24 protein-coding genes and 2 pseudogenes are annotated in these 24,923 nt (G+C 58.8%); 13 read left to right on the forward strand and 13 right to left on the reverse strand.

The window, feature by feature from the left end:
* Nucleotides 1-8 precede the first annotated feature (8 nt).
* Nucleotides 9-281: a hypothetical protein gene (locus GKA01_RS06715; RefSeq protein WP_146860495.1), complete on the reverse strand. Its 273-nt coding sequence runs from the start codon at nucleotides 279-281 to the stop codon at nucleotides 9-11.
* 69 nt (nucleotides 282-350) lie between these two features.
* Between GKA01_RS06715 and GKA01_RS06720 the strand changes: the two are divergent.
* Nucleotides 351-1,101: pseudogene (locus tag GKA01_RS06720) on the forward strand (IS5 family transposase).
* 81 nt (nucleotides 1,102-1,182) lie between these two features.
* Here GKA01_RS06720 and GKA01_RS06725 read toward each other — a convergent pair.
* Together GKA01_RS06725 and bioB are read right to left on the reverse strand one after the other, a co-directional pair.
* Nucleotides 1,183-2,484 (reverse strand): Hsp70 family protein, encoded by a 1,302-nt coding sequence (locus GKA01_RS06725; RefSeq protein ID WP_146860498.1) that lies wholly within the window; start codon nucleotides 2,482-2,484, stop codon nucleotides 1,183-1,185.
* 127 nt (nucleotides 2,485-2,611) lie between these two features.
* Nucleotides 2,612-3,652 carry a biotin synthase BioB gene (bioB, locus tag GKA01_RS06730; RefSeq protein WP_146860502.1) on the reverse strand — a complete coding sequence of 347 codons (1,041 nt, stop codon included), beginning with the start codon at nucleotides 3,650-3,652 and terminating at the stop codon, nucleotides 2,612-2,614.
* Nucleotides 3,653-3,755: 103 nt separating this feature from the next.
* Between bioB and GKA01_RS06735 the strand changes: the two genes are divergently transcribed.
* The 4 genes from GKA01_RS06735 (at nucleotide 3,756) to GKA01_RS06750 (ending at nucleotide 8,283) form a co-directional block, all read left to right on the forward strand.
* Nucleotides 3,756-4,577, forward strand: coding sequence for an acyl-ACP desaturase (locus GKA01_RS06735; RefSeq protein WP_146860505.1), 822 nt, complete (start codon nucleotides 3,756-3,758; stop codon nucleotides 4,575-4,577).
* A gap of 102 nt (nucleotides 4,578-4,679) precedes the next feature.
* A complete protein-coding gene (locus GKA01_RS06740; RefSeq protein ID WP_146860508.1) occupies nucleotides 4,680-5,315 on the forward strand; it encodes a Dabb family protein in 636 nt (211 codons plus the stop codon).
* Between the two features lie 155 nt (nucleotides 5,316-5,470).
* Nucleotides 5,471-7,483 carry a M13 family metallopeptidase gene (locus GKA01_RS06745; protein ID WP_228119751.1) on the forward strand — a complete coding sequence of 671 codons (2,013 nt, stop codon included), beginning with the start codon at nucleotides 5,471-5,473 and terminating at the stop codon, nucleotides 7,481-7,483.
* 74 nt (nucleotides 7,484-7,557) lie between these two features.
* A complete protein-coding gene (locus GKA01_RS06750; protein WP_146860514.1) occupies nucleotides 7,558-8,283 on the forward strand; it encodes a glycine betaine ABC transporter substrate-binding protein in 726 nt (241 codons plus the stop codon).
* 50 nt (nucleotides 8,284-8,333) lie between these two features.
* Here GKA01_RS06750 and GKA01_RS06755 read toward each other — a convergent pair.
* Nucleotides 8,334-9,051 (reverse strand): annotated as a pseudogene (locus GKA01_RS06755) (SDR family oxidoreductase).
* Nucleotides 9,052-9,292: 241 nt separating this feature from the next.
* Here GKA01_RS06755 and GKA01_RS06760 point away from each other — a divergent pair.
* The 7 genes from GKA01_RS06760 to mltG all read left to right on the forward strand — a co-directional run bounded on the left by GKA01_RS06760 (nucleotide 9,293) and on the right by mltG (nucleotide 15,689).
* Nucleotides 9,293-10,171, forward strand: a complete 879-nt coding sequence (locus tag GKA01_RS06760; RefSeq protein ID WP_146860516.1) for a class I SAM-dependent methyltransferase — start codon at nucleotides 9,293-9,295, stop codon at nucleotides 10,169-10,171.
* Between the two features lie 86 nt (nucleotides 10,172-10,257).
* Nucleotides 10,258-10,971, forward strand: coding sequence for a hypothetical protein (locus tag GKA01_RS06765; RefSeq protein ID WP_146860519.1), 714 nt, complete (start codon nucleotides 10,258-10,260; stop codon nucleotides 10,969-10,971).
* Nucleotides 10,972-11,043: 72 nt separating this feature from the next.
* Nucleotides 11,044-11,988, forward strand: a complete 945-nt coding sequence (gene fabD / locus GKA01_RS06770; protein ID WP_146860522.1) for an ACP S-malonyltransferase — start codon at nucleotides 11,044-11,046, stop codon at nucleotides 11,986-11,988.
* Between the two features lie 12 nt (nucleotides 11,989-12,000).
* On the forward strand, nucleotides 12,001-12,741 hold the full coding sequence (gene fabG, locus GKA01_RS06775; RefSeq protein WP_146860525.1) for a 3-oxoacyl-[acyl-carrier-protein] reductase: 741 nt from the start codon (nucleotides 12,001-12,003) through the stop codon (nucleotides 12,739-12,741).
* Nucleotides 12,742-12,962: 221 nt separating this feature from the next.
* Nucleotides 12,963-13,202: an acyl carrier protein gene (locus tag GKA01_RS06780; protein WP_011253554.1), complete on the forward strand. Its 240-nt coding sequence runs from the start codon at nucleotides 12,963-12,965 to the stop codon at nucleotides 13,200-13,202.
* Between the two features lie 133 nt (nucleotides 13,203-13,335).
* Nucleotides 13,336-14,622, forward strand: a complete 1,287-nt coding sequence (gene fabF, locus GKA01_RS06785; protein ID WP_146860528.1) for a beta-ketoacyl-ACP synthase II — start codon at nucleotides 13,336-13,338, stop codon at nucleotides 14,620-14,622.
* Between the two features lie 17 nt (nucleotides 14,623-14,639).
* Nucleotides 14,640-15,689, forward strand: a complete 1,050-nt coding sequence (mltG, locus tag GKA01_RS06790) for an endolytic transglycosylase MltG (protein WP_146860531.1) — start codon at nucleotides 14,640-14,642, stop codon at nucleotides 15,687-15,689.
* A 36-nt stretch (nucleotides 15,690-15,725) separates the two neighbouring features.
* Here the strand turns inward: mltG and GKA01_RS06795 are convergent, their stop codons facing one another.
* The 3 genes from GKA01_RS06795 to GKA01_RS06805 form a co-directional block, all read right to left on the reverse strand.
* The gene (locus GKA01_RS06795) at nucleotides 15,726-16,604 is read right to left on the reverse strand and encodes a lipid-binding SYLF domain-containing protein (protein WP_146860534.1); all 879 of its coding nucleotides are present in this window, start codon (nucleotides 16,602-16,604) and stop codon (nucleotides 15,726-15,728) included.
* Nucleotides 16,605-16,692: 88 nt separating this feature from the next.
* Complete coding sequence (locus GKA01_RS06800) at nucleotides 16,693-17,481, reverse strand: inositol monophosphatase family protein (RefSeq protein WP_146860537.1); 789 nt, start codon at nucleotides 17,479-17,481, stop codon at nucleotides 16,693-16,695.
* Nucleotides 17,482-17,490: 9 nt separating this feature from the next.
* Nucleotides 17,491-18,030, reverse strand: a complete 540-nt coding sequence (locus GKA01_RS06805; protein WP_146860540.1) for an MmcB family DNA repair protein — start codon at nucleotides 18,028-18,030, stop codon at nucleotides 17,491-17,493.
* Nucleotides 18,031-18,128: 98 nt separating this feature from the next.
* Here GKA01_RS06805 and GKA01_RS06810 point away from each other — a divergent pair, with 98 nt between their 5' ends.
* On the forward strand, nucleotides 18,129-19,019 hold the full coding sequence (locus GKA01_RS06810) for a glucosamine inositolphosphorylceramide transferase family protein (RefSeq protein ID WP_146860543.1): 891 nt from the start codon (nucleotides 18,129-18,131) through the stop codon (nucleotides 19,017-19,019).
* Between the two features lie 21 nt (nucleotides 19,020-19,040).
* Here GKA01_RS06810 and GKA01_RS06815 read toward each other — a convergent pair whose 3' ends face one another.
* From GKA01_RS06815 to GKA01_RS06840, 6 genes are read right to left on the reverse strand one after another with little or no spacing between them, the layout of a single operon-like run.
* Nucleotides 19,041-20,111 (reverse strand): glycosyltransferase, encoded by a 1,071-nt coding sequence (locus GKA01_RS06815; protein WP_146860546.1) that lies wholly within the window; start codon nucleotides 20,109-20,111, stop codon nucleotides 19,041-19,043.
* Nucleotides 20,108-20,863, reverse strand: a complete 756-nt coding sequence (locus GKA01_RS06820) for a nucleotidyltransferase family protein (RefSeq protein WP_146860549.1) — start codon at nucleotides 20,861-20,863, stop codon at nucleotides 20,108-20,110. Before GKA01_RS06820 ends, GKA01_RS06815 begins: the two co-directional genes overlap by 4 nt.
* Nucleotides 20,860-21,675, reverse strand: coding sequence for a sterol desaturase family protein (locus GKA01_RS06825; protein WP_146860552.1), 816 nt, complete (start codon nucleotides 21,673-21,675; stop codon nucleotides 20,860-20,862). The genes GKA01_RS06820 and GKA01_RS06825 overlap by 4 nt, the downstream gene beginning before the upstream one ends.
* A complete protein-coding gene (locus tag GKA01_RS06830) occupies nucleotides 21,672-22,781 on the reverse strand; it encodes an LptF/LptG family permease (RefSeq protein ID WP_194265764.1) in 1,110 nt (369 codons plus the stop codon). The genes GKA01_RS06825 and GKA01_RS06830 overlap by 4 nt, the downstream gene beginning before the upstream one ends.
* On the reverse strand, nucleotides 22,778-23,932 hold the full coding sequence (locus GKA01_RS06835) for an LptF/LptG family permease (protein WP_146860555.1): 1,155 nt from the start codon (nucleotides 23,930-23,932) through the stop codon (nucleotides 22,778-22,780). The genes GKA01_RS06830 and GKA01_RS06835 overlap by 4 nt, the downstream gene beginning before the upstream one ends.
* On the reverse strand, nucleotides 23,929-24,882 hold the full coding sequence (locus GKA01_RS06840) for a metallophosphoesterase family protein (RefSeq protein WP_146860557.1): 954 nt from the start codon (nucleotides 24,880-24,882) through the stop codon (nucleotides 23,929-23,931). Before GKA01_RS06840 ends, GKA01_RS06835 begins: the two co-directional genes overlap by 4 nt.
* Between the last annotated feature and the right edge of the window lie 41 nt (nucleotides 24,883-24,923).

Here is a 24,923-nt window from a genome sequence, read left to right on the forward strand (position 1 = left end):
CTGATAAACTATTCAGCCAAACCCTGCCGTTTAGCTATTTCCCGGCCATACTGACCGCGTGTGTTGCCCACGCGTTTGGCGTCGTCTTCGCACATATAGGCGCCGTACCAGAAACTGCCCAGCATGTGACAAACATGGGTCGCAGTATTCACCCAGACCTGCGTGCTGGTTTCGTTTTTCTTGGTGTCAGCGACCTGTGTGACGCGTGGGCTAGTATTAGTGGCCGCGCTGGCGACTGCGGCTTCAATCTTCGGTTCCTGGGCCAGTGCCGCGCCGCCCATTAATCCTAGGCTCAGGATCTATTGATTTGATTACGGAAATCTGATTCAGGCTCTGCGATGAGATTGGAGATGAGTGACCTGTTTTGGCTGACGGATAAGCGGATGGAGCGCCTGCTGCCGTTTTTTTCCAAGAGCCACGGCAGACCCCGCATTGATGACCGCCGTGTGCTGAGCGGCATCATTTTTGTGAACCGTAATGGCTTACGCTGGCATGATGCGCACCGGGAATACGGCCCCCACAAGACGCTGTACAACCGTTGGAAGCGCTGGGGCGACATGGGCGTTTTTATGCGAATAATGGATGGCCTGTCAGCTGCGAAAGCCGAACCTCAGACAATCATGATTGATGCGACGTATCTCAAAGCGCACCGTATGGCTTCAAGCCTGCGGCTAACAAAGGGGATCCAAGGCGTCTGATCGGACGGATAAAAGCTGGCATGAATACAAAGCTACATGCGATCACGGATCAAAACGGACCACCGTTGAGCTTCTTCATGACGGCGGGACAGGTCCGTGATTACACCGGTGCCGCTGCTTTGCTGGACAGTCTTCCTGCGGCACAGTGGATGCTGGCGGAGCGGGGCTATGATGCTGACTGGTTCCGAGATGCCCTGAAGGGCGCAGGCCCTACATTCGGAGGCTGAAATCCCGCGGAAAACCAGTCAGATACGACAAGCGAAAATACAAAAGATGCAACCACATCGAAATCATGTTCGGTCGCCTCAAGGACTGGCGGCGTATCGCAATACGCTATGACAGATGTCCGAATGTCTTCTTCTCAGTCATCTGCCTCGCTGCAACCGTCATGTTCTGGCTATGAGTCCTGAGCCTAAGGCGGTTCTGGGATGTTTTTGCAGAGTAGCGTTCAGTACGAATTTTTTTCAGTAATGACAGGAAAAAATCAGGAGCTGTGGCGGTCTCGTTCAATTAAAGCCAGACCTTCGGCGACCGAGACGAATTCTGATCCACCGTCCACACGCTCCGCGCCGAAACGGCGGTTGAACAGATTGCGGACAGCAGGCACGAATGACGTCCCACCCGTCAGGAAGACCTGGTCGATATCATCGGCCTCCAGGCCTGTCTGGCGCATGGCATCTTCGATGGCGCTGTCCAGACGGGCCAGATCGGGGGCGATCCAGCTTTCGAAATCTGCACGGGTGATGGGCTCTTCGATTTTCAGGTCGCGATGCACGAAGCGCAGGATTGTGCTGTCCTGACGGGACAATTCGGTTTTGGCCTGACCGACCGCGCGATAAAGGTTCTGGCCTTCCTGATCTTCGATCAGACGCAGCAGGCTGCGGAGCTTTTCCGGCTCGGACGATGTTTTGGCCACGTCCGCGATGTCCCGAAGGGTCTGGGGCGTGCGCATCAGGGACAGGCGGTGCCAGCGGCCGAGGCTTGCGAACCATTCAGCCGGGACGGGCAGGGGCTGCCCCCCCATGATACGATAGGTCGCGTCCCTGCCCAGCGCCGGGGCGACGGCGTGACTGATGATGCGGTAGTCGAATTGATCGCCTGCAATCCCTACGCCCGAATGGCCCAGCGTCGTGACGCGTTGGTGGGCCTGAGGGTCAAAGCGCATGATCGAGAAATCGCTGGTGCCGCCGCCGAAATCGCCAACGAGAACCGTGGCCGGACGATCAAGGCGCTGCATGAAGCGCCAGCCTGCGCCTTCGGGTTCGAGAACGATATTGGGTTCAGGAAAGCCCGCCTCCAGAAAACTTTCGCGCAGACGCTCTACTCCGAGCGAGTCATCCGCAAGTTCGCCCGCAAACCGCACAGGGCGGCCGATCGTGGCACTCACATCGGATGGGTTCAGCCCGGCCTTGTCCATCAGTGATGTGAGGAAGCGTGCGATCAGGGCTTCGAGCGTCATTACGTTGCTGAAAACCCGAGTTTCGCGAAAGGACCCCTGTGCCAGATAGGTCTTCATGGACATAATGAGACGGCTCTCGGCAGGATCGTCGAGATAGGCCTCGATGGCGTCCAGCCCGATCGCGTCTTTCATGACGCGTCGTCGTCCGTCCTGATCCATCCATAGACAAAGCAGCGTGCGGCAGGTTTCGCTCGCAGGATGATCTGTGAAAACGAAACGGGCGGGATGGGTATCGCCGTTTTCGTCCGCGATGACGACCACGCTGTTGGTGGTGCCGAAGTCAATGCCGACGCGGATCTTCGTGTGGTTATGTCCGGGCATCGTCATTGGGTCTGCTTTCCTCCGGTTCCGGCAAAGGGCGTGGGTTTAGGGAAGAAGCGGACAAAGGCCAAGCACAAAAAAAAGGGGAAGCGCCCTCTCGAACGCTTCCCCTGATCATGTGGCCGTCTGACGATCAGGACGCGGCCATCTCGCAGACGGCTTCTTCCGTCACGACCGGACGCATCGTGCCCATTTCGGCTTCCGACTGCACCATGGGTGACATTCCGAGTGCGGACAGGAGCTGTCGGTCGCGGTGTTCAGCCGGGTTCGGCGTGGTCAGGAGCTTCTCACCACAGAAGATCGAGTTCGCACCCGCTAGGAAGCATAGCGCATGGGCTTCGTCGGTCATGTTTTCGCGCCCTGCGGCAAGGCGGACATGACTTTCCGGCATCATGATACGTGCCGTGGCGATGATACGGACGAAGGTGATGGGATCGACGGCTTCGGCCTCGCCCAGCGGGGTGCCTTCAACGCGGACAAGCAGGTTGATGGGCACGCTCTCGGGGTGCTTGGGCAGGTTGGCGAGTGTCATCAGCAGACCGGCACGGTCGGACAGGTCTTCACCCATGCCCACGATTCCACCGCAGCAGACATTGATACCAGCGTCGCGCACGTTCGAAAGCGTGTCGAGACGCTGCTGGTAGGTGCGGGTGGAAATGATGGAGCCGTAAAACTCTTCGGACGTGTCGAGGTTGTGGTTGTAATAATCCAGCCCCGCCGTCTTCAGGCGCTCCGTCTGCTGCGCATCGAGCATGCCGAGCGTCACGCAGGTCTCGAGGCCCAGCGACTTCACGCCTTCGATCATTTCGCAGACGGTGTCGAGGTCATGATCCTTCGGCGTGCGCCAGGCGGCTCCCATGCAGAATCGGCCCGCACCGGCTTTCTTGGCAGCGCGTGCTTCCTTCAGGACGGATTCCACGGCCATCAGGCGCTCGGCCTTGACACTTTTTTCGTGAAGGGCGCTCTGAGGACAATAGGCACAGTCTTCCGGGCAGCCGCCCGTTTTGATCGAAAGAAGCGTGGAAATCTGCACTTTTGTTGGGTCGAAGTAGCGACGGTGCAGGGTCTGTGCACGGTACATCAGCTCGGGGAAAGGCAGGCTGATAAGGGCTTCGACTTCGTCGCGGGTCCAGTCGTGGCGGACGTCTGGGTGGGGCGTATGGGTGGCCGTCACGGATCAATCTCCAAGGGTTGCTGCATCACACCTACCCAAAATTGTCCCACCGTGTCATCTGATCGTCACTATTAGTGAGCCGGAAAACGGACGAGGTTGCAGAATGAAACACTGGCATATCGATCAGATGGACTGGAACTCCTTTGATCCGTCCCGCGTGGACCCCGAGATCATCCCCCTCGTGAAGGCCGCTTCCGTGGTGGAAAAGAACGGTCTTGATTATGCCGAATATCTGCGTCGTGTCTTTGTCGGAGATCCGGATTTCAGCGCGGCCGCCGCGAACTGGGCGGTTGAGGAAGTGCAGCATGGTGATGCTCTTGGCCGCTGGGCCATGTTGGCTGATCCCTCTTGGGATTATGAAAAGGCGTTCGACCGCTACCGCGCGTCGTACAAGATCGATGCTGATGTGGACGCCTCGATCCGAGGTTCCCGCACGGGCGAACTGATTGCGCGATGTATGGTCGAAACCGGCACGTCGTCTTTTTATACGGCACTCGCGGACGGGACGGACGAGCCGTTGCTCAAAGCTATCTGCAAGCAGATAGCGGCCGACGAATACCGGCATTTCAAGTTGTTCTACGATCATATGCGCCGCTACCTGAAGCGCGAAAAGTTGGGTGTCTGGGCGCGGACGAGAATCGCTCTGGGCCGTGTGACGGAGAGCGAGGACGACGAACTGGCCTCGGCCTATCACACGACCAACGAGCCGCCCGGGATGGCCTATGATCATCACCGCTGCATTGCGGCCTACATGTCCAAGGCAATGGGATTCTATCAGCCCCGGCATATCGACCGCGTGACGGCCATGATTTTCAAGACGATCGGCTTCACGCCGCACACGCGCTGGCAGAAACTTGCCGCGCGTGTGGTCTATCGTCTGATCCAGTGGCGCCGGAAAGTTTTTCAAAAAGCGGTCGCGGCTTAACGCCGTTTTGCGAAACACACCGACATTGGAAAAATCGAGACGCAATCGGCCGTTTATGCCATGACTGGGGATAGTTTCTTCCGCATGTGTCAGGAGACTCCGATGACCGGTCCCGCTCTGTTTTCTCGTCGTGCCGTTTATGGCTCTGCGCTTCTGCTCTGTGTGATCGGCCTGTATCGGTTTCCGGACGCAAAGGCCGATCCGTACTCGCTGCCCATCGCTTCGTCCGGACCGCTCAAGGTGGATGACATCAGTGCAGCAACACTTTCGGCGCAACAGCTTGCAAAGCAGGTTGGCTATGCCCGCTATACCGCTCCGGACTGGCGCGTCGGCACGGTGCGGCACATGGTGATGTTCCGGTACACGAAGGACTCGACGACTGCGCAGCGCGCTGAGGTGTCTGGGCGTTTTCTTCATTTGGCACAGGACAGCCGCCGTCCGGACGGTACACCGGTCGTTGCAGCACTTGAGACTGGTTTCCAGAGCAGTGGCGAAGGTACTGATGCCGGACTTCAGCAGGCTTTCCTCGTAACATTCCGCTCGGAAGGCGATCGTAACTATTACGTTGGAAAGCCGGTCGTGACAGATCCGGCCTATTTTGATCCGGCGCATGAGGCGTTTAAGGAGTTTGCCGGACCCTACCTCGAAAAAGTCGTTGTTTTCGACTATCCGATCGCTGCGGCGACAGGTGTAGCGGGGCCAGGGCGGAAGAGCGACAAAGCACGACGCTCACGCTGACAAACCACTGTCTTTAAGGTTTTTTTGACGAAATGATATTTTATACCTCATTCTAGGGCTACCACTCTGATTGAGGTAAAACTGTGAAACGATTCCTTACGTCACGACATGGTCTGAAACACGGTGCCAGCCTGCTCGCCCTCGGCGCCGGGCTGATGATCTCGGGCGCTCATGCCGCCGGTTACAATGCGGGCTGGGGCTTTGACGAGTCCGGAATGAACCGGGCGGTTCATCCGGGTGATGATTTCTTCGAATATGCCAACGGCACATACCTCAAAAATCTTAAAATTCCTGGCGACATGAGCAGCTACGGCCCGTTCCGTATCCTGTATGAACTGTCCCTGTCACGTCAGAAAACTATTCTCGATGAAGCGGTAAAGAAGTCTGTCGATCAGCCTTCAGACGATTTGGGCAAGATTGGCACCTATTATGCCAGCTTTCTTGATCAGAAATCTGTGGACCGTCTGGGCGCGAAGCCTCTCGCTGCCGATCTCGAAAAGATCCGCAACGTCAATGATGGCAAGGGTCTGGCTGAGGCTTTCGGATCCTCGCTCAAATCCATGGCGTTCAGCACGTTCCAGATCGGCGTGGAGCAGGACCAGAAGGATCCTGAACATTACATGCTGATGCTCGATCAGGGTATGAGTATCGGGGTAGGTGGTGGCCTCGGTCTGCCGGACACGAGCTACTACACAAACCCCAAGTTAGCGGACAAGAAGAAGGCTTATCAGGCCTATATCGCCAAAATGCTGACGCTTGAGGGCTGGCCGGATGCCGCGAAAAATGCGCAGGCCGTGGTCGATCTCGAAACGGCGCTGGCGAAGGTTGAGGTTCCGCGCGACCAGACGCGCGATCCGCTCAAGATTTATAACCCCATGCCAGTCTCCGAGCTCCAGAAGCTCGCTCCCGATTTCGACTGGACGACGTTCCTGATTACTGCGGGGCTGCCTGCGGAAGGTCTGGAAAACCGCAAGATCGACGTGCGTGAACCTGCCGGCATCAAGGCGATGGCGACGGTTCTCAAGGGAACGGATATTGCAACGTTGCGTGCGTGGCTGGCCTTCCATCTTGGAGATAACGCGGCGGGTTACCTGTCTCGTGATTTCTATGATGCGTCATTCGAGTTCAACAGCCATACGTTGTCGGGCGTGGCGCAGCAGTCTCCGCGCTGGAAGCGTGCCGTCCGCGTGACGAATGGCGCACTGGGCTGGGCCCTGGGTCGCGAATATGTCGCGCGTTATTTTCCGCCTTCCGCACAGGCTCAGATCACCGATCTGGTGCAGAAGGTGAAGGCTTCGTTCCACGAGCGTCTGGAGCACAACAGCTGGATGGACGAGCCGACCCGCAAGGCCGCTCTGAACAAACTCGACCATTTCGCCATTCAGGTTGGTTATCCGAAGAAGTGGTGGGATTACAGCAAGCTCGACATCCGCAAGGGCGACGTCTACGGCAATGCAGTGCGTGGTGCAGCGTTCAGCTGGCAACACGATCTGGACAAGCTCGACAAGCCGGTCGACCGTGACGAATGGGGCATGACGCCGCAGACCGTGAACGCCTACAACGATCCGACAATGAATGAGATCGTGTTCCCGGCTGCGATCCTTCAGCCGCCGTTCTTTGATCCCAAGGGCGATGTTGCCGTTAATTACGGCGCCATCGGCGGCGTGATCGGTCATGAAATGAGCCATGGTTTTGACGATCAGGGCCGTCATTACGATGAGCATGGTCGCCTGAACGACTGGTGGACCAAGGCTTCGACCGATGCCTTCCAGAAGCTGGCAGACCGTCTGGGCGCCCAGTATGATGCACAGGAAGTGCTGCCGGGTCTGCACGTGAATGGTAAGATGACCATGGGCGAAAATATCGCTGATTCTGGCGGTTTGAACCTTGGTCTTCAGGCCTATCATGACTCGCTGCATGGCCAGCCGGCACCGGTCGTGCATGGGCTGACGGGCGATCAGCGTGTGTTCCTTGGCTGGGCTCAGGTCTGGCGCGAAAAAGATCGTCCGGATGCGCTGCGTCAGCAGGTGCTGTCAAACGAGCACGCTCCCGCCATCACCCGCGTCAACATCCCGGCTCACAACATTGATGCTTGGTATGATGCCTTTGATGTGAAGCCCGGCCAGAAGCTGTATCTGGCGCCGGATCAGCGCGTAAAGATCTGGTAAGGTCGTGACAAATCGGAACGTGGGGCCTAATCACGGTCACACGTTTCAATTTCCTGCCTGACGGATCCATTCTCATGACGCAAATGACGATCGGCCATCTGTACACCTCGTTACATGCGGGATGTGCCAGCGCGGTCGCGCGCGTTCTTGAGGCCTATGAGGTTGAGGTCGAGTATGTCGATCTCGATCCCGATGATGTCGAGGAGGCTCTGGAGCAGGCGGAAGTCGACCTCCTTGTGTCCGCATGGTTTCCCCGTGATGAGAAACTTGCAGGCCCCGGGCGGCGGGTGCTGGGCGACCTTTATCAGCCGGTGACCAGTTTTGCTGCTTTTGTGCCTCTTGGTGCGGTCAGTACGCTGACCGCGGCGGATGTTGACCGCATTATCGTTGCTGACGATAGTCGGCAGAGTCTGGAAGAGGCGCTCAAGCAGCTTCCGGCCCTGTCAGTACTGCCGATTGAAAGTATCGGTGAGGGCGCTCTGATCGAGCGTCTCGAAAAGGCTCGCGATGCAGGAGAAAAACCGCTGGTGGTGGCGATGCAACCGCATGCGGTTTTCCATACGGACCTGCTGAACGTGATCGAAGATCCGGCGCGGTTGTTGGGCGGTGAGATGTCGGCCCGCATGATCATGCGTGACGACGTGGCGCGTCAGGCTGACAGCGATCTGATTGACGAGCTTTCGGAAATGATGCTCGGCAACAAGGTCATGAGTGCCCTAGACTATGTCATATCGGTTGAGGGGCAGGATCCTGAAGGTGCTGCCGAAGCCTGGCAGCGCGGTCGGCTGATCGGCCGCTGACAGAGCGGTTTGAAAAAAAGGTCCGGGGAACCGGGCCTTTTTTTATTGTTTCAGCGGAAGGCCAGACCACCGTCGATGAGAAAGGACTGTCCGGTCATGTCGTCAGAATCGCTGCTGAAAAGATACGCCAGGAAATCGGCCACGTCGTTTGACTTTTCCATGCGACCAAGAGCGCTTCCCTCAACATATTTTTTGTAGGTCGCACCCTCTTCGGCGCCGGTGATTTCTGCCAGGCGCTTGTCGATCGTGCCCCACATGTCCGTGCCGACGATACCGGGGCAATAGGAGTTGACCGTAGTACCTGAGGACGCCAGTTCCTTGGCCGGCGATCGGACAGGCATTGATGGTTTTGCCTTTTGTGCCCTTTTCCTTGAAAATTTTTGCCGCAGCCTGAATGCCCCACAGTAAACCTTGAACGTTGATATTGAAAATTTTCTCGATTTCGGCAGATTCAATGTCGAGAACTGGTTTGACCTGACAGATTTCCGTATTGTTGACCATGATATTCAGGTCGCCCAGCGTTTTTGCGTCCTCGCGAAGGCTTTCCGCGAACTTGTCCCTATTGCTGATATTGGCTGTCAGCGCCACGGCTTTGCGGCCGAGTGCCTCAACTTCCTTTGCTGTTTCGGCCAGAATATCCTGTTTGACATCCAGCAGAATGATGTCCGCGCCCTCCTTGGCCAGACGAAGCGTAGTGGACTTGCCAATACCTTGGGTTGCACCCGTAACGGCGGCTGCTTTTCCAGAAAGGGGCACGGAAAAAAACATCGATTGTCCGTCATCGGTGCATGCAATGCTGTGACGGCGGGAACAATCGACCCATTATTTCGGCAGTCTACACAAAACCGCCTGCTTCCCAAAAGTGACACGGGATTGTGTCAAAGGAGGCTATTTTCGTCCCGACGAGCGGTCGAAGAGGAGGATTTTCGCAAGGACGCTCTGACCATGTGTTTCCGTGCTTGCAAGGATGCGTTAAATAAACGTTACTACTGGCCTTTGGCGGGATTTGATGAACCATTCCGAGAGCATTAGCGACGTTTTTGACACTTTCGGTGGCATCAGCGACGAAGAATGGCTTCAGGTTCTGGTGTCATCCGTTCACATCCCGCAAATCCAGGGCGCGAAAATGCCGGCCTTCCCGCCGGAACAGTTACAACGCGAAATTCATGGACATCATGGGGAAATCTCCATCCATGAGGCGCATGTCTTCTTCAGGGAGGTCAAGGCGTACTGTGCTTACGCCGGACGTCCGATCCGTTCCGAAACGACATTGCTGGATTTTGGTTGTGGCTGGGGGCGGATCGCTCGGCTGTTCATGAAAGATATCCGGCCCTCCAATCTGTATGGCGTGGAGGCCACGGACCGCTTCCTTATGGCGGCACGGCGCGCCAATCCGGCCCTGAATTTTCTGGGTTGTGGCCTCGTCCCGCCACTGCTCCTGATGTCAGAGAGCTTCGGCGTGATTACGTCATGGTCGGTTTTCTCGCATCTGGATGAGTTTCTGGCGGGGCACTGGGTGAGGGAATTCCATCGTCTCCTGAAGCCAGGTGGCATACTGGTCATGACGACTCAAAGTCGGCGGTTTATCGCCTTTTGCGCCGAACAGAGGCTGAAACGTGCATCGGGCATGCGGCTGGAACATCCTTGGCACGAAGCGTGTGCGGACAGCTTCACCGACGAATCCCGGGCCAATGCGGAGTTCGAAGCAGGGCGTTTTCTTCATGCGGCATCTTCAAAGCCACCTCAGCCGCAGTCGCATTACGGCGAAGCAATCATTCCGCGCAATTACATCATAAAGGCATGGGGCGGCCTTTTCCGCCTGATCGAATATATGGACAACCCGGTCCGGTTGCCACAGGTCCTGATCGTGATGCAGAAGATCGGCTAGTCTTTCCCGGTCCGTCGAGTAGTGTCAGGAGAATGGTTGTGGGAAAAGGCATTATCAGCGCCGGGATGGCCGCAGCCTGTCTTTGCATGCTTTTTCAGACGGCCGGGGCTCAGTCCGTCATGCCCCGTCCGGTCGAAACCCTTACCGTTACGGGCAAGCACGCCATGCGGGTTGGAAGCTATAAAGGGATTTACCGGGTCTATGAGCGGTTCGATCGCCTCCCCGAACGTGCGCGACAGACCCTGTCCCTGCATTTTCTTGGAGACATTCTTCCGGATCACGCTGTTCCTTCTGAAGCCCGGGTCGTGATTCATGCAAAAAGCGGCGACATTCCGCTCTTTGTCGGAAACGACAGGGAAATGCATTTCCCCCGGTCCGATGCTCTGCTGGCTGAAAATCCCCCGGTTCTGCTGACGCTGTCGTCGGACAGGAAAGTCCAGCTCGAACTGGCGATCGAAGTGGATCCATTGCCGCAACCGTCGTTTACGAAGGAGCAGGCGCAGGTCTGGCTGGGAGAAATCAATGCCTCCATCCGTGATGTCTTTGGGGTCATTCTCGCTTTTCTGGCGCCGGACGCTCACAGGATAAAAGTCGATGTCGCTCCGGGAGCGCGTTTTGAAGCTGTGGAGAACGGAACAGCACGGCTTCTGGTCGATAATCAGGGGGGTACGCCCTACACGTTTCTGCTGCGCCCGCAGGATTATCAGGCAAGGACGCTCTTTCGCTCAGACCGGCCTTTTTCCTTAATCCGCGTCAAGGTTCCGACCGACGAATTTTTCACGCTCCGGCGGAAGGACTGACACAGGATTTGACAGATGGGTGACAACGACGCATCACGCGGAACCTTGAAATCATTGCCAGCAGGGGGATCCATGTCGGTTCACGCGTTCGTCTTTCCGGGACAGGGGAGCCAGTCCGTCGGGATGGGTCAGGCCCTGAACGAAGCTTTTGCATCATCTCGTGCCGTTTTTCAGGAAGTGGATGAGGCGCTTGGCGATCATCTGTCTCGTCTGATGTTCACTGGTGATGCGGATGAACTGACGAAGACGGAAAATGCCCAGCCCGCGCTGTTCGCGGTTTCGCTGGCAGCCGTGCGCGCTCTGGAAAGCGAAGGCGGCTTCAGGCTGGCGGACAAGGCGGCGCTGGTGGCAGGCCATTCGCTGGGCGAGTATTCCGCACTTGCGGCCGCGGGTACGCTTGGTATTGCGGAAGGTGCGCGCCTGCTGCGTCTGCGCGGAAAGGCGATGCAGCGTGCAGTGCCGGCGGGAGAGGGCGGTATGGCGGCTCTTCTGGGTGTGGACGCATCCCAGGCACGTGCCATCTGCGACGAGGCGTCTCAGGGCGAGACGCTCGAAGTCGCCAATGATAATGGCGGTGGCCAGATCGTCATTTCAGGTGTGATGAGTGCTATCGATCGTGCGATTGTCGTTGCCAAGGAGCATGGCATCAAGCGGGCCGTGAAGCTGCCGGTGTCCGCACCGTTCCATTCATCGCTGATGGCGCCTGCTGCGCGAGAAATGGAAGAGGCTCTGACGTCAGCGACTCTGAATGCGCCGTCTGTTCCTGTCATCGCCAATGTCACCGCAGCCAAGGTGACCGATCCCGCCGTAATCCGTGACCTTCTCGTAAAGCAGGTCACGGGGACCGTACGCTGGCGTGAGAGTGTGCAAACTATGGTCGCGATGGGTGTCACGACCATGCATGAACTCGGCGCGGGCAAGGTCCTGTGCGGTCTGGCGCGTCGCATCGCGCCTGAGCTCACGACCAGCAATGCCGGCACTCCCGCTGAAATCGAAGCCCTGCTCAAGACCCTGTAAGGACAACCGATCATGTTTTCTCTCTCCGGCAAGACGGCCCTCGTCACGGGCGCATCCGGCGGCATCGGTGCTGCCATCGCCCACCAGCTTCATGCGCAGGGTGCGACGGTCGTTCTGAGTGGTACGCGCGAAGCGGCCCTTCAGGAACTGGCTGACAGCCTCGGCGAACGCGCCCATATCGCCGTCGCCAACCTGTCCGACCCGGCCGAAGCCGACGGCCTCGTGGCCAAGGCGGAAGCGGCGGTTGGTGCTCCGCTGGATATTCTCGTCAACAATGCCGGTCTGACGCGCGATACGCTTGCCATTCGCATGAAGGACAGTGACTGGTCGCAGGTTCTGACCGTGGATCTGGAGAGCCCGTTCCGTCTGGCCCGCGCTGCGCTCAAGGGCATGCTGCGTCGCCGCGCAGGACGGATCATTTCCATCGCTTCCGTGGTGGGGACGACAGGTAATGCCGGTCAGGCTAACTACGCCGCTGCCAAGGCCGGCATCGTGGGCATGAGCAAATCGCTGGCGCAGGAAGCTGGTCCGCGTGGGGTCACGGTCAATGTCGTGGCGCCCGGCTTTATTGAAACGCCAATGACGGATGTGCTGCCGGAAGCCGTGCGTGAGAAGCTGGTTGGCTCCATTCCGCTGGGCCGAATGGGCAACACTGGTGACGTGGCATCGGCGGTGGTATATCTAGCGTCCGACGAGGCGGCGTGGGTTACGGGGACGACCCTGCATGTCAATGGCGGTATGGCGATGGTCTGAATGCTTGGCCTTTTTGGTTAAAGCATGCTAATCGCGCGCTGCTTTGCCCGGCCTGCTGAAGGCTGATGTCCGGTTCTTCCGGCGGCAATGCCGTCCCGAGCACGGGATGGCCCTGCTCTGGGAGGACCTCTGGCTCTCCGGACTGGCAGGCGGCAGTAAGAGTTTTGATGTAACGCACCGCACGGGCAACAGGGTCCCGGACGGGCATAAGGAACGAACAGATGAGCGATATTGCTGACAAGGTGAAGAAGATCGTCGTCGAGCACCTCGGTGTGGACGAAAGCAAGGTAACGCCGGACGCGTCCTTCATCGACGATCTGGGTGCGGACAGCCTCGATACGGTCGAGCTGGTCATGGCTTTCGAAGAAGCTTTCTCCGTCGAGATTCCGGAAGATGCAGCTGAGAAGATTGCGACCGTCAAGGACGCCATCGACTACATCGAGAAGCAGAAGGCAGCCTGAGGCCCGTCCTCAGACTGACCGGGGCCGGTTTCCGGCTCCGGATTCCCTCCCCGTGATGGGGCGGAAGACCAGCTGGGCTTTGTTATGAGGCCACGCTGCAAGACCCGGACATAACGTGAGACAAGAGGCATCGATGAGCGGGACTGCAACTAACGGGCGGCGTGTCGTCGTAACCGGTATCGGTGTTGTCAGCCCACTGGCTGTTGGCGCGGAACTGACCTGGAAGCGGCTGATTGAAGGTCAGTCCGGCATTGGGCGGATCACGCATTTCGACCCCTCCGACCTTCCTGCTCAGGTCGCCGGACAGGTTCCGGACGGCCCGACGGCGGAAGGTGGTCTCACGTTATCCGACTGGGTGCCGGTCAAGGACCAGAAGAAGATGGATCGCTTCATCCATCTGGGCCTTGCCGCAGCCATTCAGGCTGTCGAGGATTCAGGCTGGAAGCCTGAAGACGAGGACGATCGTTGCGCAACGGGCGTGATGATCGGCTCGGGGATCGGCGGTCTTCAGACGATTTATGACGGCTCCCTGACGGTTTCGAGCGGCAAAGCCCGCCGTCTGTCGCCATTTTTTATTCCCTCTGCCCTGATTAACCTGATTTCCGGTCACCTTTCGATCCGCTATGGGTTCAAAGGACCGAACCACGCTGTCGTTACGGCCTGTGCGACAGGTGTTCATGCCATTGGCGATGCCTCGCGCCTCATCCAGCATGGCGATGCAGACGTTATGATCGCCGGTGGTGCGGAAGCTGCAATTTGTTCGCTCGGAATTGCAGGGTTCTGTTCGGCCCGTGCGCTCTCCACCGGCTCCAACGATGATCCGACCAAGGCTTCCCGTCCCTGGGACAAGGACCGCGACGGCTTCATCATGGGCGAGGGTGCTGGCGTGGTTGTGCTTGAGGAACTTGAGCATGCCAAGCGCCGTGGTGCGAAAATTTACGGTGAAATCGGCGGCTACGGCATGTCCGGTGATGCCCATCATATTACGGCTCCGGCTGAAGGCCATGAGGGTGCGTTCCGTGCCATGAAAGCAGCGCTGCGTAACAGTGGCGGTCTGACAACGGCTGATATCGACTATGTCAACGCCCACGGCACCTCCACCATGGCGGATGACCTGGAGTTGGATGCGGTCGAGCGCTTCTTCGGCGAAGACGCCAAGCGTCTGGTCATGTCCTCTACGAAGTCGGCCATCGGCCATCTTCTGGGTGCGGCCGGTGCGGTTGAAGCGATTTTCTGTCTTCAGGCTATTCGTGACGGCGTTGTGCCCCCGACCCTGAATCTGGACAATCCGGCACGTGAAAGCGTGATCGACCGCGTGGCGCATGTCGCCCAGCAGCGTAAGATCGACGTTGCTTTGTCCAACAGCTTCGGCTTTGGCGGGACGAATGCGAGCATCATCCTCAAGCGTTTCAAGGACTGAGGAAGGGTTCGTTTCCCATGTCCGAAGACCAGCCTGACGCTGAAGAACTGCGGAAGCTTGTTCTTCCTCCCAAGGCTGGCCGCAAGCTGGCGCTTTTCGGAGTGCCGCTGCTTCTCATCGCAGGATTGGTCGCGGGATATGGTCATTACACCGATCCCGGTCCGCTGCAGGACCAAAAAACTTTCGTTATCCCGCACGGTAATAATGCCCGTGTGACAAAAGCCCTTCAGGATGATGGAATTCTTTCCCCCACCTGGGCCTCCGGTACTTTTTTCCGTATTGCTGCTTTCCTGACACATCGTGACGGCCAGATTCATGCGGCGGAACTTCAGTTTCCCTCTCGCGTCTCGGTCGCGCATGTTCTTGAGATCCTGCGTCACGGCAAGCCTGTCTCCCATCAGGTAACGGTGCCTGAGGGACTGACGGCGCTTAAAATTACAGCTATTCTGGACAAGGCTCCGGCCTTGAGTGGTGATCTGCCGGCATTGGCGGAAGGGACGGTTTTTCCGCAGACGGTCTCTTATGTCTGGGGCACGTCGCGTCGGGCTTTGGCCGAAAAATTGCAGAAAATGATGGCGACCAAGCTGGCCGCAGCATGGGATGGGCGCAATGTCGAGGCGCTGGACGGACTGATCCAGTCTCCGCATGAGTTGCTGGTTCTGGCGTCCCTGATCGAGCGGGAGACGGCAGTGCCGTCCGAGCGGCCGATGGTCGCACGTGTGTTCCTGAACCGCCTGAAGCTGGGAATGCGGCTGCAGACAGACCCCAGCGTGATCTACGGGCTTAGTAACGGTGTGGGGACGCTGGAAGCGCCTCTGACGCATGAGGACCTGCAAACGCCGGGGCCGTATAATACCTATCTTCAGGCCGGATTGCCCCCCGGCCCCATCTGCTCACCTGGGCAGAGTTCTCTGGATGCGGCGGCCCATCCGGCTGATGGTAAAATGCTGTATTTTGTGGCGTCGGGTACAGGCGGGCATAATTTCGCCGAAACCCTTGCCGATCAGGATAAAAATATCCGCGCCTATCGCGCACATCTGACCGCGACGCCTCAGAGCCCGGACTGAAGTCCCGCCCTCCGGACAAGAGGGCGGGACGGTGTGTCAGTGCTTCAGCGGCGCGAGGCTCTGACTCTGGACACCTGCAGCCTGCGCCGAATAGGGGCGGGAAGAATCATAGGTCGTGGGATAGGGGCTGTTGCCCACAACGTCCTGTGCGGCCGTGCTACGGGCTTTGGTAGCTGCCTGCGTTACACGGGATGAGACCGTCGAAGCCGCCGGAGTCTGGGCAACCGACATTAGGGCGCGGCGTAGCGGATCGGCAGACGGGTTGTTGACGCGCATCGTCACGACGATGTCTTCGGGGCCGACCGCCTGATTGTAATAGGCGCGGTTTGCACCGCTATCAACGGTCAGTTTTGAGCCACCCAGAGCAGCACCGGCATAGAGTCCCTCGCTTTTCTGGGCGGCGTAGATATCGGTATTGTGCGCGCCAGCCGTACTGTCCTCCAGACCAGTGCCGATGCTGGCGAAGGAGGCGGACGCAGAGGCATCAAACTTGAACTGGCTGTCCAGAATGGCCTGGATGCCGCGCTGGGACATGATGAACAGGATCGTTTCCGTGCTCTGCACGCCGAGCTGAATCCCCATCGAGGCTGTGCCAAGACGGTAGAATGCCGGGTCGGACCATGATCCGCGAGCATCGCGGCTGAGGAGCAGACAGCGACCGCCAGAGCCTCCGATTCCGAACGACATGTTCAATACGGACGGGCAGACCATGACAGCTTTGGCTTCCGCAAGAAGCTTCTGCGAGCGTGACTGGGCCGTTGTTCCGGCAAAGAGATCCTGAACCGCCAGAGTGGCGCGATCGACGATGATCTGCTGCTGGCTGGCAGTGGTCTGAGGTGCGTCGGAGCAGGCCGACAGGGCAATGCAGCCCGTAGCGACGAGCATGGTTGTACGCAGGAGACCGGACAGGGTCATGGAAGATACCTTCTGCAGTCATCGAAAGGATATTTTCCCGCACTATGCGCCAAATACGGCCAAATCACGAGTGCGGGGAGAAAGGAGGTCAGATTTCGACGCCGACGGCTTCTGAAAGAGCCGTCGCAACGCCAGGAGCAGCAGCAAGGATGGTCGCCCCTCCTGTCAGACCGCCTGTCTGCAGGAACGGGGACACGACCGCACCGGACTCCGCGAGAATGACCAGTGCCGCTGCGACGTCCCAGAGCTGGATAACGATTTCCAGATATCCGTCGGAGCGACCGCAGGCCACATCCGCCAGAGCCAGCGCGCCGGAGCCTCCCGATCGTGGCATGGCTCCGAGCGCCATGATGGCGGCGATTTTCTCGTTGAAGGTTCCGGCCGGAACGCGGGAGGACCATCCCATTTCGATCATGGCTTCCTGCGTGTTGATAATGGGGGAAGCTCTGATCGCCTTGCCGTTGAGAAATGCCCCATGACCCTTCCGGGCGGTAAAGACTTCGCCGAGTGCCGGGGCCTCGATCACGCCTGCCACGGGTTCGTCCCCCTCCAGAAGGCCGAGGGACACGCACCAGCGATCCCGTCCACGGGCATAATTTGACGTTCCATCAATTGGATCAATGACCCAGCGGAAGCGGCCCTGACGTGTCGTGCCGTTTTCCTCGCCCTGAAAGCCGTCTTCGGGGAAGAGTTCCTGAATGCGTCGGCTGACAAGGGCTTCGACGGCGCCATCCGTTTCCGTCAGATAGTCCTGCCGTCCCTTGAGCGTTCCGCTCGGACCTCCGGGAGCGGGACGCAGGGATAGCGCCAGTTGCGCTGCGTCGCGAACGACACTGCGGGCGGCTTCGAGGCGAACGGCAATGGGGTCGAAAGTCATGGAAACATCCTATTCAGTGCGTCTTGCGGCGCGGAGAGACGCTGTAATCGCGGGGTCTTCAAGGCTCATGAGGCGGCTGGCGGCCGTCGTGCCGAAAAGGTGGAGCAACGTGCGCCTGCGGGCCGGAGCAAGCCTGTGCACAGCAGGTTCGCGGAGGATCGTGCATTCCGCCAGAATACTGTCCCTCAAGGCTGCGGGCACAGCGCTCACCGTAACGACGATCACCCCCACATCCTGCGGAATAAGATCGAGTGGGAAGGTATCATCAATTGCGAAAAACAGGCGGTCGGACCAGTCGCGGTATTCGGGCCATTTCTGATCGGTCTGGAAATCGCGCAGTCCCGACTTGACCTCGATGCAGGTGAGGGAGTGATCTGGCAAGAGAGCCATGATATCCGCCCGCCGTCCTGCGGCGGGGAGGGCGAATTCGTTAAGGGCAGCCCAGTTCATCGTGCGGCAAAGGCCAAGCACGGCGCGCCTGATTGCCAGCTGTGTTTCAGGAAGACCGAAAGGAGCAGGGCAGGAAATTTCGGAAAGATCCGTCGTCATGGTTTCATCCTGCCCGGATCTGCGCTCTACGTCTGCCCCGTATGACCGCCTGTGGCGGGTCTTTTTTATCGTGACATATTTTTGTGTGGGAGAGCTTCATGCCATTTTTGCGGACGGATCACTGGCGGTGCGCCATCGTTCATGCGCCTTTGACTGAAGTGGTTGAGGCCGCGAGTCTGAACGGCTTTCCCGTCACAACACTCCCTGATATCGGCGACCATCGTTTTCTGGCTGATCCTTTCGGTTTCTGGCGTGAGGGCAGGCTGCACGTTTTTGTCGAAGCGTTCGATTATCGCAGTCCGACAGGGATGATCGACGTTCTGATCTATGACGGTACGGGACGGATGCTGGCGCGTGAAACCGTTTTGCGGGAGCCGTGGCATCTGTCCTATCCTTTCGTGTTCGAACACGAAGGCGAGGTCTATATGCTGCCCGAAGCCAGCGGATCGGGCCGCCTCTCGCTCTATCGCGCAAAGGCGTTTCCGCGTGAGTGGGAGCGGGTCGAGGCCTTTGAATTTCCTGAAGCAGCAATCGATGCCACGCCGTTGCATCATGCCGGACGCTGGTGGATGTTCTGGACACCAGCGGGCGATAAGGACGAGCGGCAGAGCCAGCTTCATATTTCCGTCGCCGATACCCTGATGGGCCCCTGGAAAAATCTGGGTCTTTTTCTGAATGACCGTGCAGGAGCACGTCCCGGTGGCACGCCGGTTGTTGTGGACGGAAAGATCGTTCTGCCCACGCAGGACTGCCGGGGGACTTATGGCAGGGGGATTAGGCTTCTGGAGATCGAAGGGCTGGAACGCGGGCTGCCGAAAGTCACTCCGGGCCTTGAGATTTCCATTCCGGCCGTTCTGCGGCGACGGTATCCGGATGGCATGCATACCCTGTCCGCTGCGGGACAGGTGACGCTGATTGATGTCAAGAAAATCGGGATTGGTCCGAAACGGGACATGCTCAATTTGAAACGCAGAATTCTGGGAGCCTGAAAAGGATCGTATCCCGGCGCCTCAGAAACCCGGGATACGGTCCAGCACTGCATTGCCATTGCGTGCGAATGCCTCAGGCCCGAAGCGGTCCAGGACCCGTTCGCGGGAGCGGGCGCCCATTGATGCAAGATCATCGGGTCTGCCAATCAGATCCGCGAGAGCCGCAGCCAGAGCGGGAGCATTGTCGAAGGGCACGATGCGTCCGGTCTTGCCCTCGAGAATACTGGAGGGCAGCTCGCCTGCTGGGGTGGCGACGACTGGAAGCGCGCAGGACATGGCTTCATGCCCTGCCACGCACATGCCTTCCCAGTGCGATGACTGGACGTAAAGATGCAAGGTCTTCAGAAAATCGAAGGGTTTTGATTCGTAACCCACAAGGTCGATCGGCAGATTTCTAGCCGTAATGCGTGCCTGAAGCGCTTCATGTTCGGGGCCATCCCCCGCAATCCGCAAACGGAACGGCGGCAGATCCGGATGATCCTTCAGCAGAGCAACCGCCTCACAGAGGATATCATAGGCCTTGACCGGATTGAGACGACCAAGGGAACCAACACGGATAACTTCTCCCTCTTTCCACGGTGCAGCTACGGGAGCCTCTGGATCGGCGCTGAAAATGGGCCAGGCGACGAAATTGTCGGTGAGCCCGAGTTCCTTGGCGGCAAAGGTGATGACGGACTGGGAATCGGCGACCCAGAGCGTGGTGTAAGGGCGGCACAACCTTAGAAGAAAGGCATTGATCTTTTTCAGGCGTCCGCAGTGCTGCCAATGCACCGTTGGTACTTTGCGGTGAAGAGCAACAATCTGGCCCAGCAGGGTAGCACGACTTAGGGAAGTCCAGATCAGGTCGGGCTGAAACGCTTCCATCTCGTCCCGCAACCAGCGATAGGCTGCGATGTGGTCACGCGTCGTGCCTTCCCGGACGCGGACGGGAATTCCGGCGGCCTCGATCAGAGGAATGGCGAGCCCGTCCTTTCGTGCCAGAGCAAAGACGGTAACTTCCCCGCCGCGGGCACGCATAACGGAAACGATGTCCGGAATGGGAAGCTGTGCGCCGCCGCATTCGAGGGAATTAATGATGTAAGCGATTTTCATGAGGGCGTTTGGGCCAGAATTTTTTCAGCCAGCGTCAGATCGGAAGGCTTGTCCACGTCTACCGCTGCGCGTCCGTCCGACAGTGTTACCAGACGGACATTTGCTCCCGTCAGCGTTCGGATACGGCGATAGAGCGCGCTGGAATCAAGGGTGTGGGTTGCGGCACGAAGAAGAGTGCCAAGACCCAGCGTCAGGGCCATGCGAAGGGGACGTTTCCGGTTCTGCTGCAGGCGCTTCCACAATGCGATGACGTTGCGGCCGTCCGGTGTGTTGACCAGAAACAGGTTGCAGCCTGAAAAACTCATGTCCGACAGGCGGATATAGGTCCGTTTCGTGCCGGGCACATCGCGTTCCACCGTCGAGCGTAAGGCGACACCGGCCGCAAGGTCACAGCCCTGCGCCCTTGCCAGAAATTCCTGAATCCATTCAGGACGCAGAAGCGCGTGATCGGCGGTCGTCACCAGACAGGGCGTGCCGATCCGGGCGATCGCCTTGGCCACGCTTTCGCTGGGGGTGGGGGTGGAGCGCAGGATGGTGGCGTCACCAGAAAGATCCCTGATGCAGGCGGGATTTTCGATGCTGATCGTGACGGGGCCAAGGCCGGGCGTGCGGGCGACGGTGTCGAGCACGCGGGCCAGCATGGGCTTGCCCGCTACGGGAAGGAGCGCCTTGTGGGACACCTGCCCGAGCTTCGCAAGTACATCGTTCTCACCGTCCCTGGACCCGGCGAGCACCAGAACCGGAAGGCTCATGCCGCGCGGTTACCGTCAGCCGGAACGCGGGAAGACGCTGGACGCGCACCATCGGGACGGTCTTTCGGTGGTGAGCCGGTCAGATCCATCACCCACGGGTACCGATGGGCTTCCTCGATGTCGTAGCCGAGATTGAAGACATGTTTGCTGCGGGGACGATCGCGGGCTTCGCGGTAGAAGCTGCTGAACAGGCGGTCCGGTACATAGTTGGTGATGCCGTAATTGCCGTCCTCGTCATGGAAATGATGCAGGACATGAAGCTGCTTGATGTCCGCGACCCATTTCCAGCGCGGCTTGTAAGCCAGATGCTGGATGCAGTGAAAGAACTCGTAGATGCAGGTCATGACCAGAGCGGTAGCAAGCGCGCAGAATGCGCCGCTCCAGCCCGCGATCAGACCACCGATCGGCATGGTGATGATCCCCATCGTCGGCACCGTGTTCAGCGGCGAGCCGAACAGCACGTCCAGCAGATGCGGGTCCTGATGATGGTCGAAATGGATCCGCTTCCAGAGGGCGGCCGTCCAGTGATTGCGATACAGCCAGCGTCCATGAAGAATGAACCGGTGGATCGCATACCATGCCAGGGGATAGACCACGATCACGACGGGCACGGGAATGAGCGTTACCCACAGGGAGGTGGAAAAATGCAGCGCGGCCCATGTCGCACCCGCGATCAGGGCGAAATACAGCAGAATCGTCGGATAGGTCAGGTAGGCGAACCAGAGCTGCGACAGATTCATCTTTCCGAGATCGAAGCTGCGGCCTGTCCGGATGGCGGACATGTTCCGCCAGGGTGCCTTGAAATTGCTCATCGTTCCTCCATCCGCAGAAGCCAGGTCAGCGCCAGAAGCGCGCCCAGTACCGGGCCAACACTGACCGCGAGGGGCGCGGGCAGCGTCCCTGCGTTTCCAAGTGCGGAAATCATTCCCTGCAGGATGACGAAGCCCATTCCGGCCGCCAGAACATAAACCGGCAGCGGGTTTCGCAGTCCTGCACGGGGTGGGATATAGATCACCGGAAGCGTCAATAGAAGCATTACTGCAATTTCGGCGGGCAGAATCATGCCTGCGAACAGCGCCATGCGGTATGTCGCTCTTGGCAGACTGGCGGCCGCGCCTCTGTGAAGAATGGCACCGATCTGACCCGGTGTGACGAATGCCCCGTTCTGTGACAGTGTCATGATCACGGACGGCGTGGCGGGGATGACAAAGCTGTTGTCGCCCTTGGTCACACTGACAAAAGACTTGTCTTTCGAAAGGGACAGGTCCTGTGCGCCGTCAGGATGCCACTGGCCGTCTCTGAATGTCAGCGTATTTGTATGTTCGGTGCCTGTCAGCAGTCCCGTGCTGTCGCGGTGATAGATTGTTACGTCTCGCAGGAAGTATCCGCCCTGCGCGATCTGCCCCACGCGCACCAGCGTCGGCCCTGCCCGGAACCAGAGAATATCATCTTCCGGCTGGCCGTCCTGACCGGCAAGAGGGTCCGTCCGGTTCCACCAGGTCGTCAGGGCGTTTTCGCAGGGAGGCACAAGCCAGTACTGCGCACATGTTCCTCCGATCCCCGCAATTAACACGGCGGGAAGGAGAAGGCGGAAGAGGGCAACAGTCGAGAGACCAGCCGCTCTGAGAGCCGAAATCTCGCTCGACAGCGTCATCTGCGTGAGAAGAAAAAGCGCGCCGATCATGAACGCCAGTGGCAGGATATCAATGCTCAGAGCAGGCAGATGTAGGAGTGCGAAAGTCAGGATACCGTGCACGCCCAGATGACGGTTCAGGATAGGGGTCGTCTTCTCCAGAAGGGCCAGGATTTCCAGGAGGGAGACGAGCACCGCACCGCACAGGACGAACCGCCCCAGAAGAGCGCGATTGAGGGCGCGGATCAGGACAAAGCGCGGCATGGCAGGGGAAGACTCGGTCATACGGCGGCCCGTGTCAGCTTACGGCGACGCCAGGATCCGCGAGAGCGACGCAGCAGAGTAGCAAGGCAGCCAATACAGAAAACGACTTCCGGCACCCAGATCGCAAGCCAGATCGGCATCCGACCGGTGGACGCCAGGCTGTGACCGAACATCAGGGTCTGGTCAAATCCGATCAGGATCACGGCAACCGCAATCAGGCCCCATACGGATTTCCTGCGGCGTGCCCCGATGGCCAGAGCAACAGCGAGGGGAGGGATAAAAGGAATGGCGAAAGCGCGGGCCATTCGGAAATCCATTTCGGCCCGGATTGTTCGGTATTCGATGCCTGGCAGTCCGTATCGCAGATCATGGGCCAGTTCGAACAGTGTCAGCTCCCGTTCATCCGCGCCGCGTAAGCGGAAGGCGGTTTCGCGCTGCGGCCGGTCAATGACGCGCACGACATGCTCGAAATGGGTTACGGTCGGTTTGTGGGGGCGGGTGGCCTGAAACGGATCGTCCACGATCTCGCCATTCCACAGATCAAGACGCGTACTGCGGGTTTTTTCTGAAATGGTCAGTGCGCCGGTCCGCGCAGTGATGATATGTGCGACCCCGTTGGCATTCACCTCCCGGATGAAGACCCGTCGGAGGCGGGTTCCGGCATGACTGACGCTGTCGGCGGTCATGACGGCTTTGTCGGACGTGGAGGCAAACATCCCTGCCTGAAGATGGGGGGCCCATCCCGTATGTTCGGCAAAGTAGAAGCCTGCGCGATAATCATAGCGTGCGACCGGCTGGACGTACCCATACAGAAACACGCTCGCCGCGCTGAGCAGTAGACCCACGATCATGAAGGGGCGGCTGATCCTCATGAGCGAGACACGGCCTGCCTGAAGGGCGTCGATTTCGTTATTGTCGCTCATGCCGCGGATGGTCAGGAAGACGGCGATGCACAGCGCTGCCGGAAGCGCGATGCCAAAGTAATGAGGCAGAAGGTCCGTCAGAAGCGCAATGCATGTGCCGAGGGAACTGCCTGCGGCAGCCAGATAATCGAAAAGCGACAGCAGGCGTTCGAGTAGAAGGGCGACAAGCATGGCCAGCAGCGCGATGGCGAACGGAGGTGCCATCTGCGTCAGCAGATACCGGTCCAGAATATTGGCCCGCTGTTTCACGCCTGTGTCCTTCCTGCCTGGTGCCCTTCTGGCCGCGTCCATGATGCCCGTTCGCTGACGGATCCATCAGGACGGTGACGTGCCAGATCGATGCTCCAGCCTCCTTTATATGGGCGGATGCACAGACGGTTCCAACAGGCCTGACGATGGGGACGTTCATCCGTCAGGGACGCGGAGGCAACCCCGAGGAGAGGGATATCCGTTCCGTCGATATGGGTCAGGGTGGCATCATGGGAATGGCCATGGAGAACGATTTCAGCGCCGACCCGCCGGAAAACGGCTGCGACTTCCCGATGGTCCAGAAGAGATTTTCGCCACGGCACGAGGCCGCGCTTTGGCGGATGATGGATCATTACCACACGGCAGAGCCCCTCCCGTCCCAGCCGTTCCAGCAGGGCTTCCAGCTTTTCGCGCTGTCGGCGTCCGACCCGCCCGCAGGCCATGAAGGGCGGCGTAGGGATGCCGGAATTGATGCCGACGATGGCAATGCCGTTCTGGATACGGACATAAGGATAGTCCTGAGCCGACCATCGCTCCCACTTTGCAATCCCTTTCGACACAGACTGACGGACCATACAGTCGTGATTTCCGGGAATGACCAATGCCTGTGCGGGAAGGCCCTCCAGCCAGCGTGCGGCTGCGTCAAATTCGTCAGGGGTCCCGAAATTCGTCAGGTCACCGCTGACGAGAACTGTGTCCACGTTTGATCGGCCAATATCTTTCACCAGCGCCGCGCAGGTCTGCGCCAGGTGAACGTATTGGCGATGCTTTTTCCAGGAAAGAAGGCTCAATGCGCGTTTGTTGAGCGCTTCACGCCAGTGAACAGGCGGCGGGGGCAGGTGTGGATCCGAGATATGGGCCAGTGTCAGGGCGGAACTGGAGACAGAAGATATGGGTGAGGGGGACATTTCCCGCGACGAGATCGACTCTTCGGGCAGGTCAGGGGTCATGATGAACAGTAGGCCTTGTCAGTCTTTACGCCCGAACAAAC

Origin of the sequence: Gluconobacter kanchanaburiensis NBRC 103587 (assembly GCF_007988905.1) — a bacterium.
GTDB classification, from domain to species: domain Bacteria; phylum Pseudomonadota; class Alphaproteobacteria; order Acetobacterales; family Acetobacteraceae; genus Gluconobacter; species Gluconobacter kanchanaburiensis.

Bases quoted from the DNA above. Each gene is read 5' to 3' on its own strand.
- GKA01_RS06715 (WP_146860495.1), bottom strand. From the start codon at position 281: ATGGGCGGCGCGGCACTGGCCCAGGAACCGAAGATTGAAGCCGCAGTC.
- GKA01_RS06725 (WP_146860498.1), bottom strand. From the start codon at position 2,484: ATGACGATGCCCGGACATAACCACACGAAGATCCGCGTCGGCATTGAC.
- GKA01_RS06735 (WP_146860505.1), top strand. From the start codon at position 3,756: ATGAAACACTGGCATATCGATCAGATGGACTGGAACTCCTTTGATCCG.
- GKA01_RS06740 (WP_146860508.1), top strand. From the start codon at position 4,680: ATGACCGGTCCCGCTCTGTTTTCTCGTCGTGCCGTTTATGGCTCTGCG.
- GKA01_RS06745 (WP_228119751.1), top strand. From the start codon at position 5,471: ATGATCTCGGGCGCTCATGCCGCCGGTTACAATGCGGGCTGGGGCTTT.
- GKA01_RS06750 (WP_146860514.1), top strand. From the start codon at position 7,558: ATGACGCAAATGACGATCGGCCATCTGTACACCTCGTTACATGCGGGA.
- GKA01_RS06760 (WP_146860516.1), top strand. From the start codon at position 9,293: ATGAACCATTCCGAGAGCATTAGCGACGTTTTTGACACTTTCGGTGGC.
- GKA01_RS06765 (WP_146860519.1), top strand. From the start codon at position 10,258: ATGCTTTTTCAGACGGCCGGGGCTCAGTCCGTCATGCCCCGTCCGGTC.
- fabD (WP_146860522.1), top strand. From the start codon at position 11,044: ATGTCGGTTCACGCGTTCGTCTTTCCGGGACAGGGGAGCCAGTCCGTC.
- fabG (WP_146860525.1), top strand. From the start codon at position 12,001: ATGTTTTCTCTCTCCGGCAAGACGGCCCTCGTCACGGGCGCATCCGGC.
- GKA01_RS06780 (WP_011253554.1), top strand. From the start codon at position 12,963: ATGAGCGATATTGCTGACAAGGTGAAGAAGATCGTCGTCGAGCACCTC.
- fabF (WP_146860528.1), top strand. From the start codon at position 13,336: ATGAGCGGGACTGCAACTAACGGGCGGCGTGTCGTCGTAACCGGTATC.
- mltG (WP_146860531.1), top strand. From the start codon at position 14,640: ATGTCCGAAGACCAGCCTGACGCTGAAGAACTGCGGAAGCTTGTTCTT.
- GKA01_RS06795 (WP_146860534.1), bottom strand. From the start codon at position 16,604: ATGACCCTGTCCGGTCTCCTGCGTACAACCATGCTCGTCGCTACGGGC.
- GKA01_RS06800 (WP_146860537.1), bottom strand. From the start codon at position 17,481: ATGACTTTCGACCCCATTGCCGTTCGCCTCGAAGCCGCCCGCAGTGTC.
- GKA01_RS06805 (WP_146860540.1), bottom strand. From the start codon at position 18,030: ATGACGACGGATCTTTCCGAAATTTCCTGCCCTGCTCCTTTCGGTCTT.
- GKA01_RS06810 (WP_146860543.1), top strand. From the start codon at position 18,129: ATGCCATTTTTGCGGACGGATCACTGGCGGTGCGCCATCGTTCATGCG.
- GKA01_RS06815 (WP_146860546.1), bottom strand. From the start codon at position 20,111: ATGAAAATCGCTTACATCATTAATTCCCTCGAATGCGGCGGCGCACAG.
- GKA01_RS06820 (WP_146860549.1), bottom strand. From the start codon at position 20,863: ATGAGCCTTCCGGTTCTGGTGCTCGCCGGGTCCAGGGACGGTGAGAAC.
- GKA01_RS06825 (WP_146860552.1), bottom strand. From the start codon at position 21,675: ATGAGCAATTTCAAGGCACCCTGGCGGAACATGTCCGCCATCCGGACA.
- GKA01_RS06830 (WP_194265764.1), bottom strand. From the start codon at position 22,781: ATGACCGAGTCTTCCCCTGCCATGCCGCGCTTTGTCCTGATCCGCGCC.
- GKA01_RS06840 (WP_146860557.1), bottom strand. From the start codon at position 24,882: ATGACCCCTGACCTGCCCGAAGAGTCGATCTCGTCGCGGGAAATGTCC.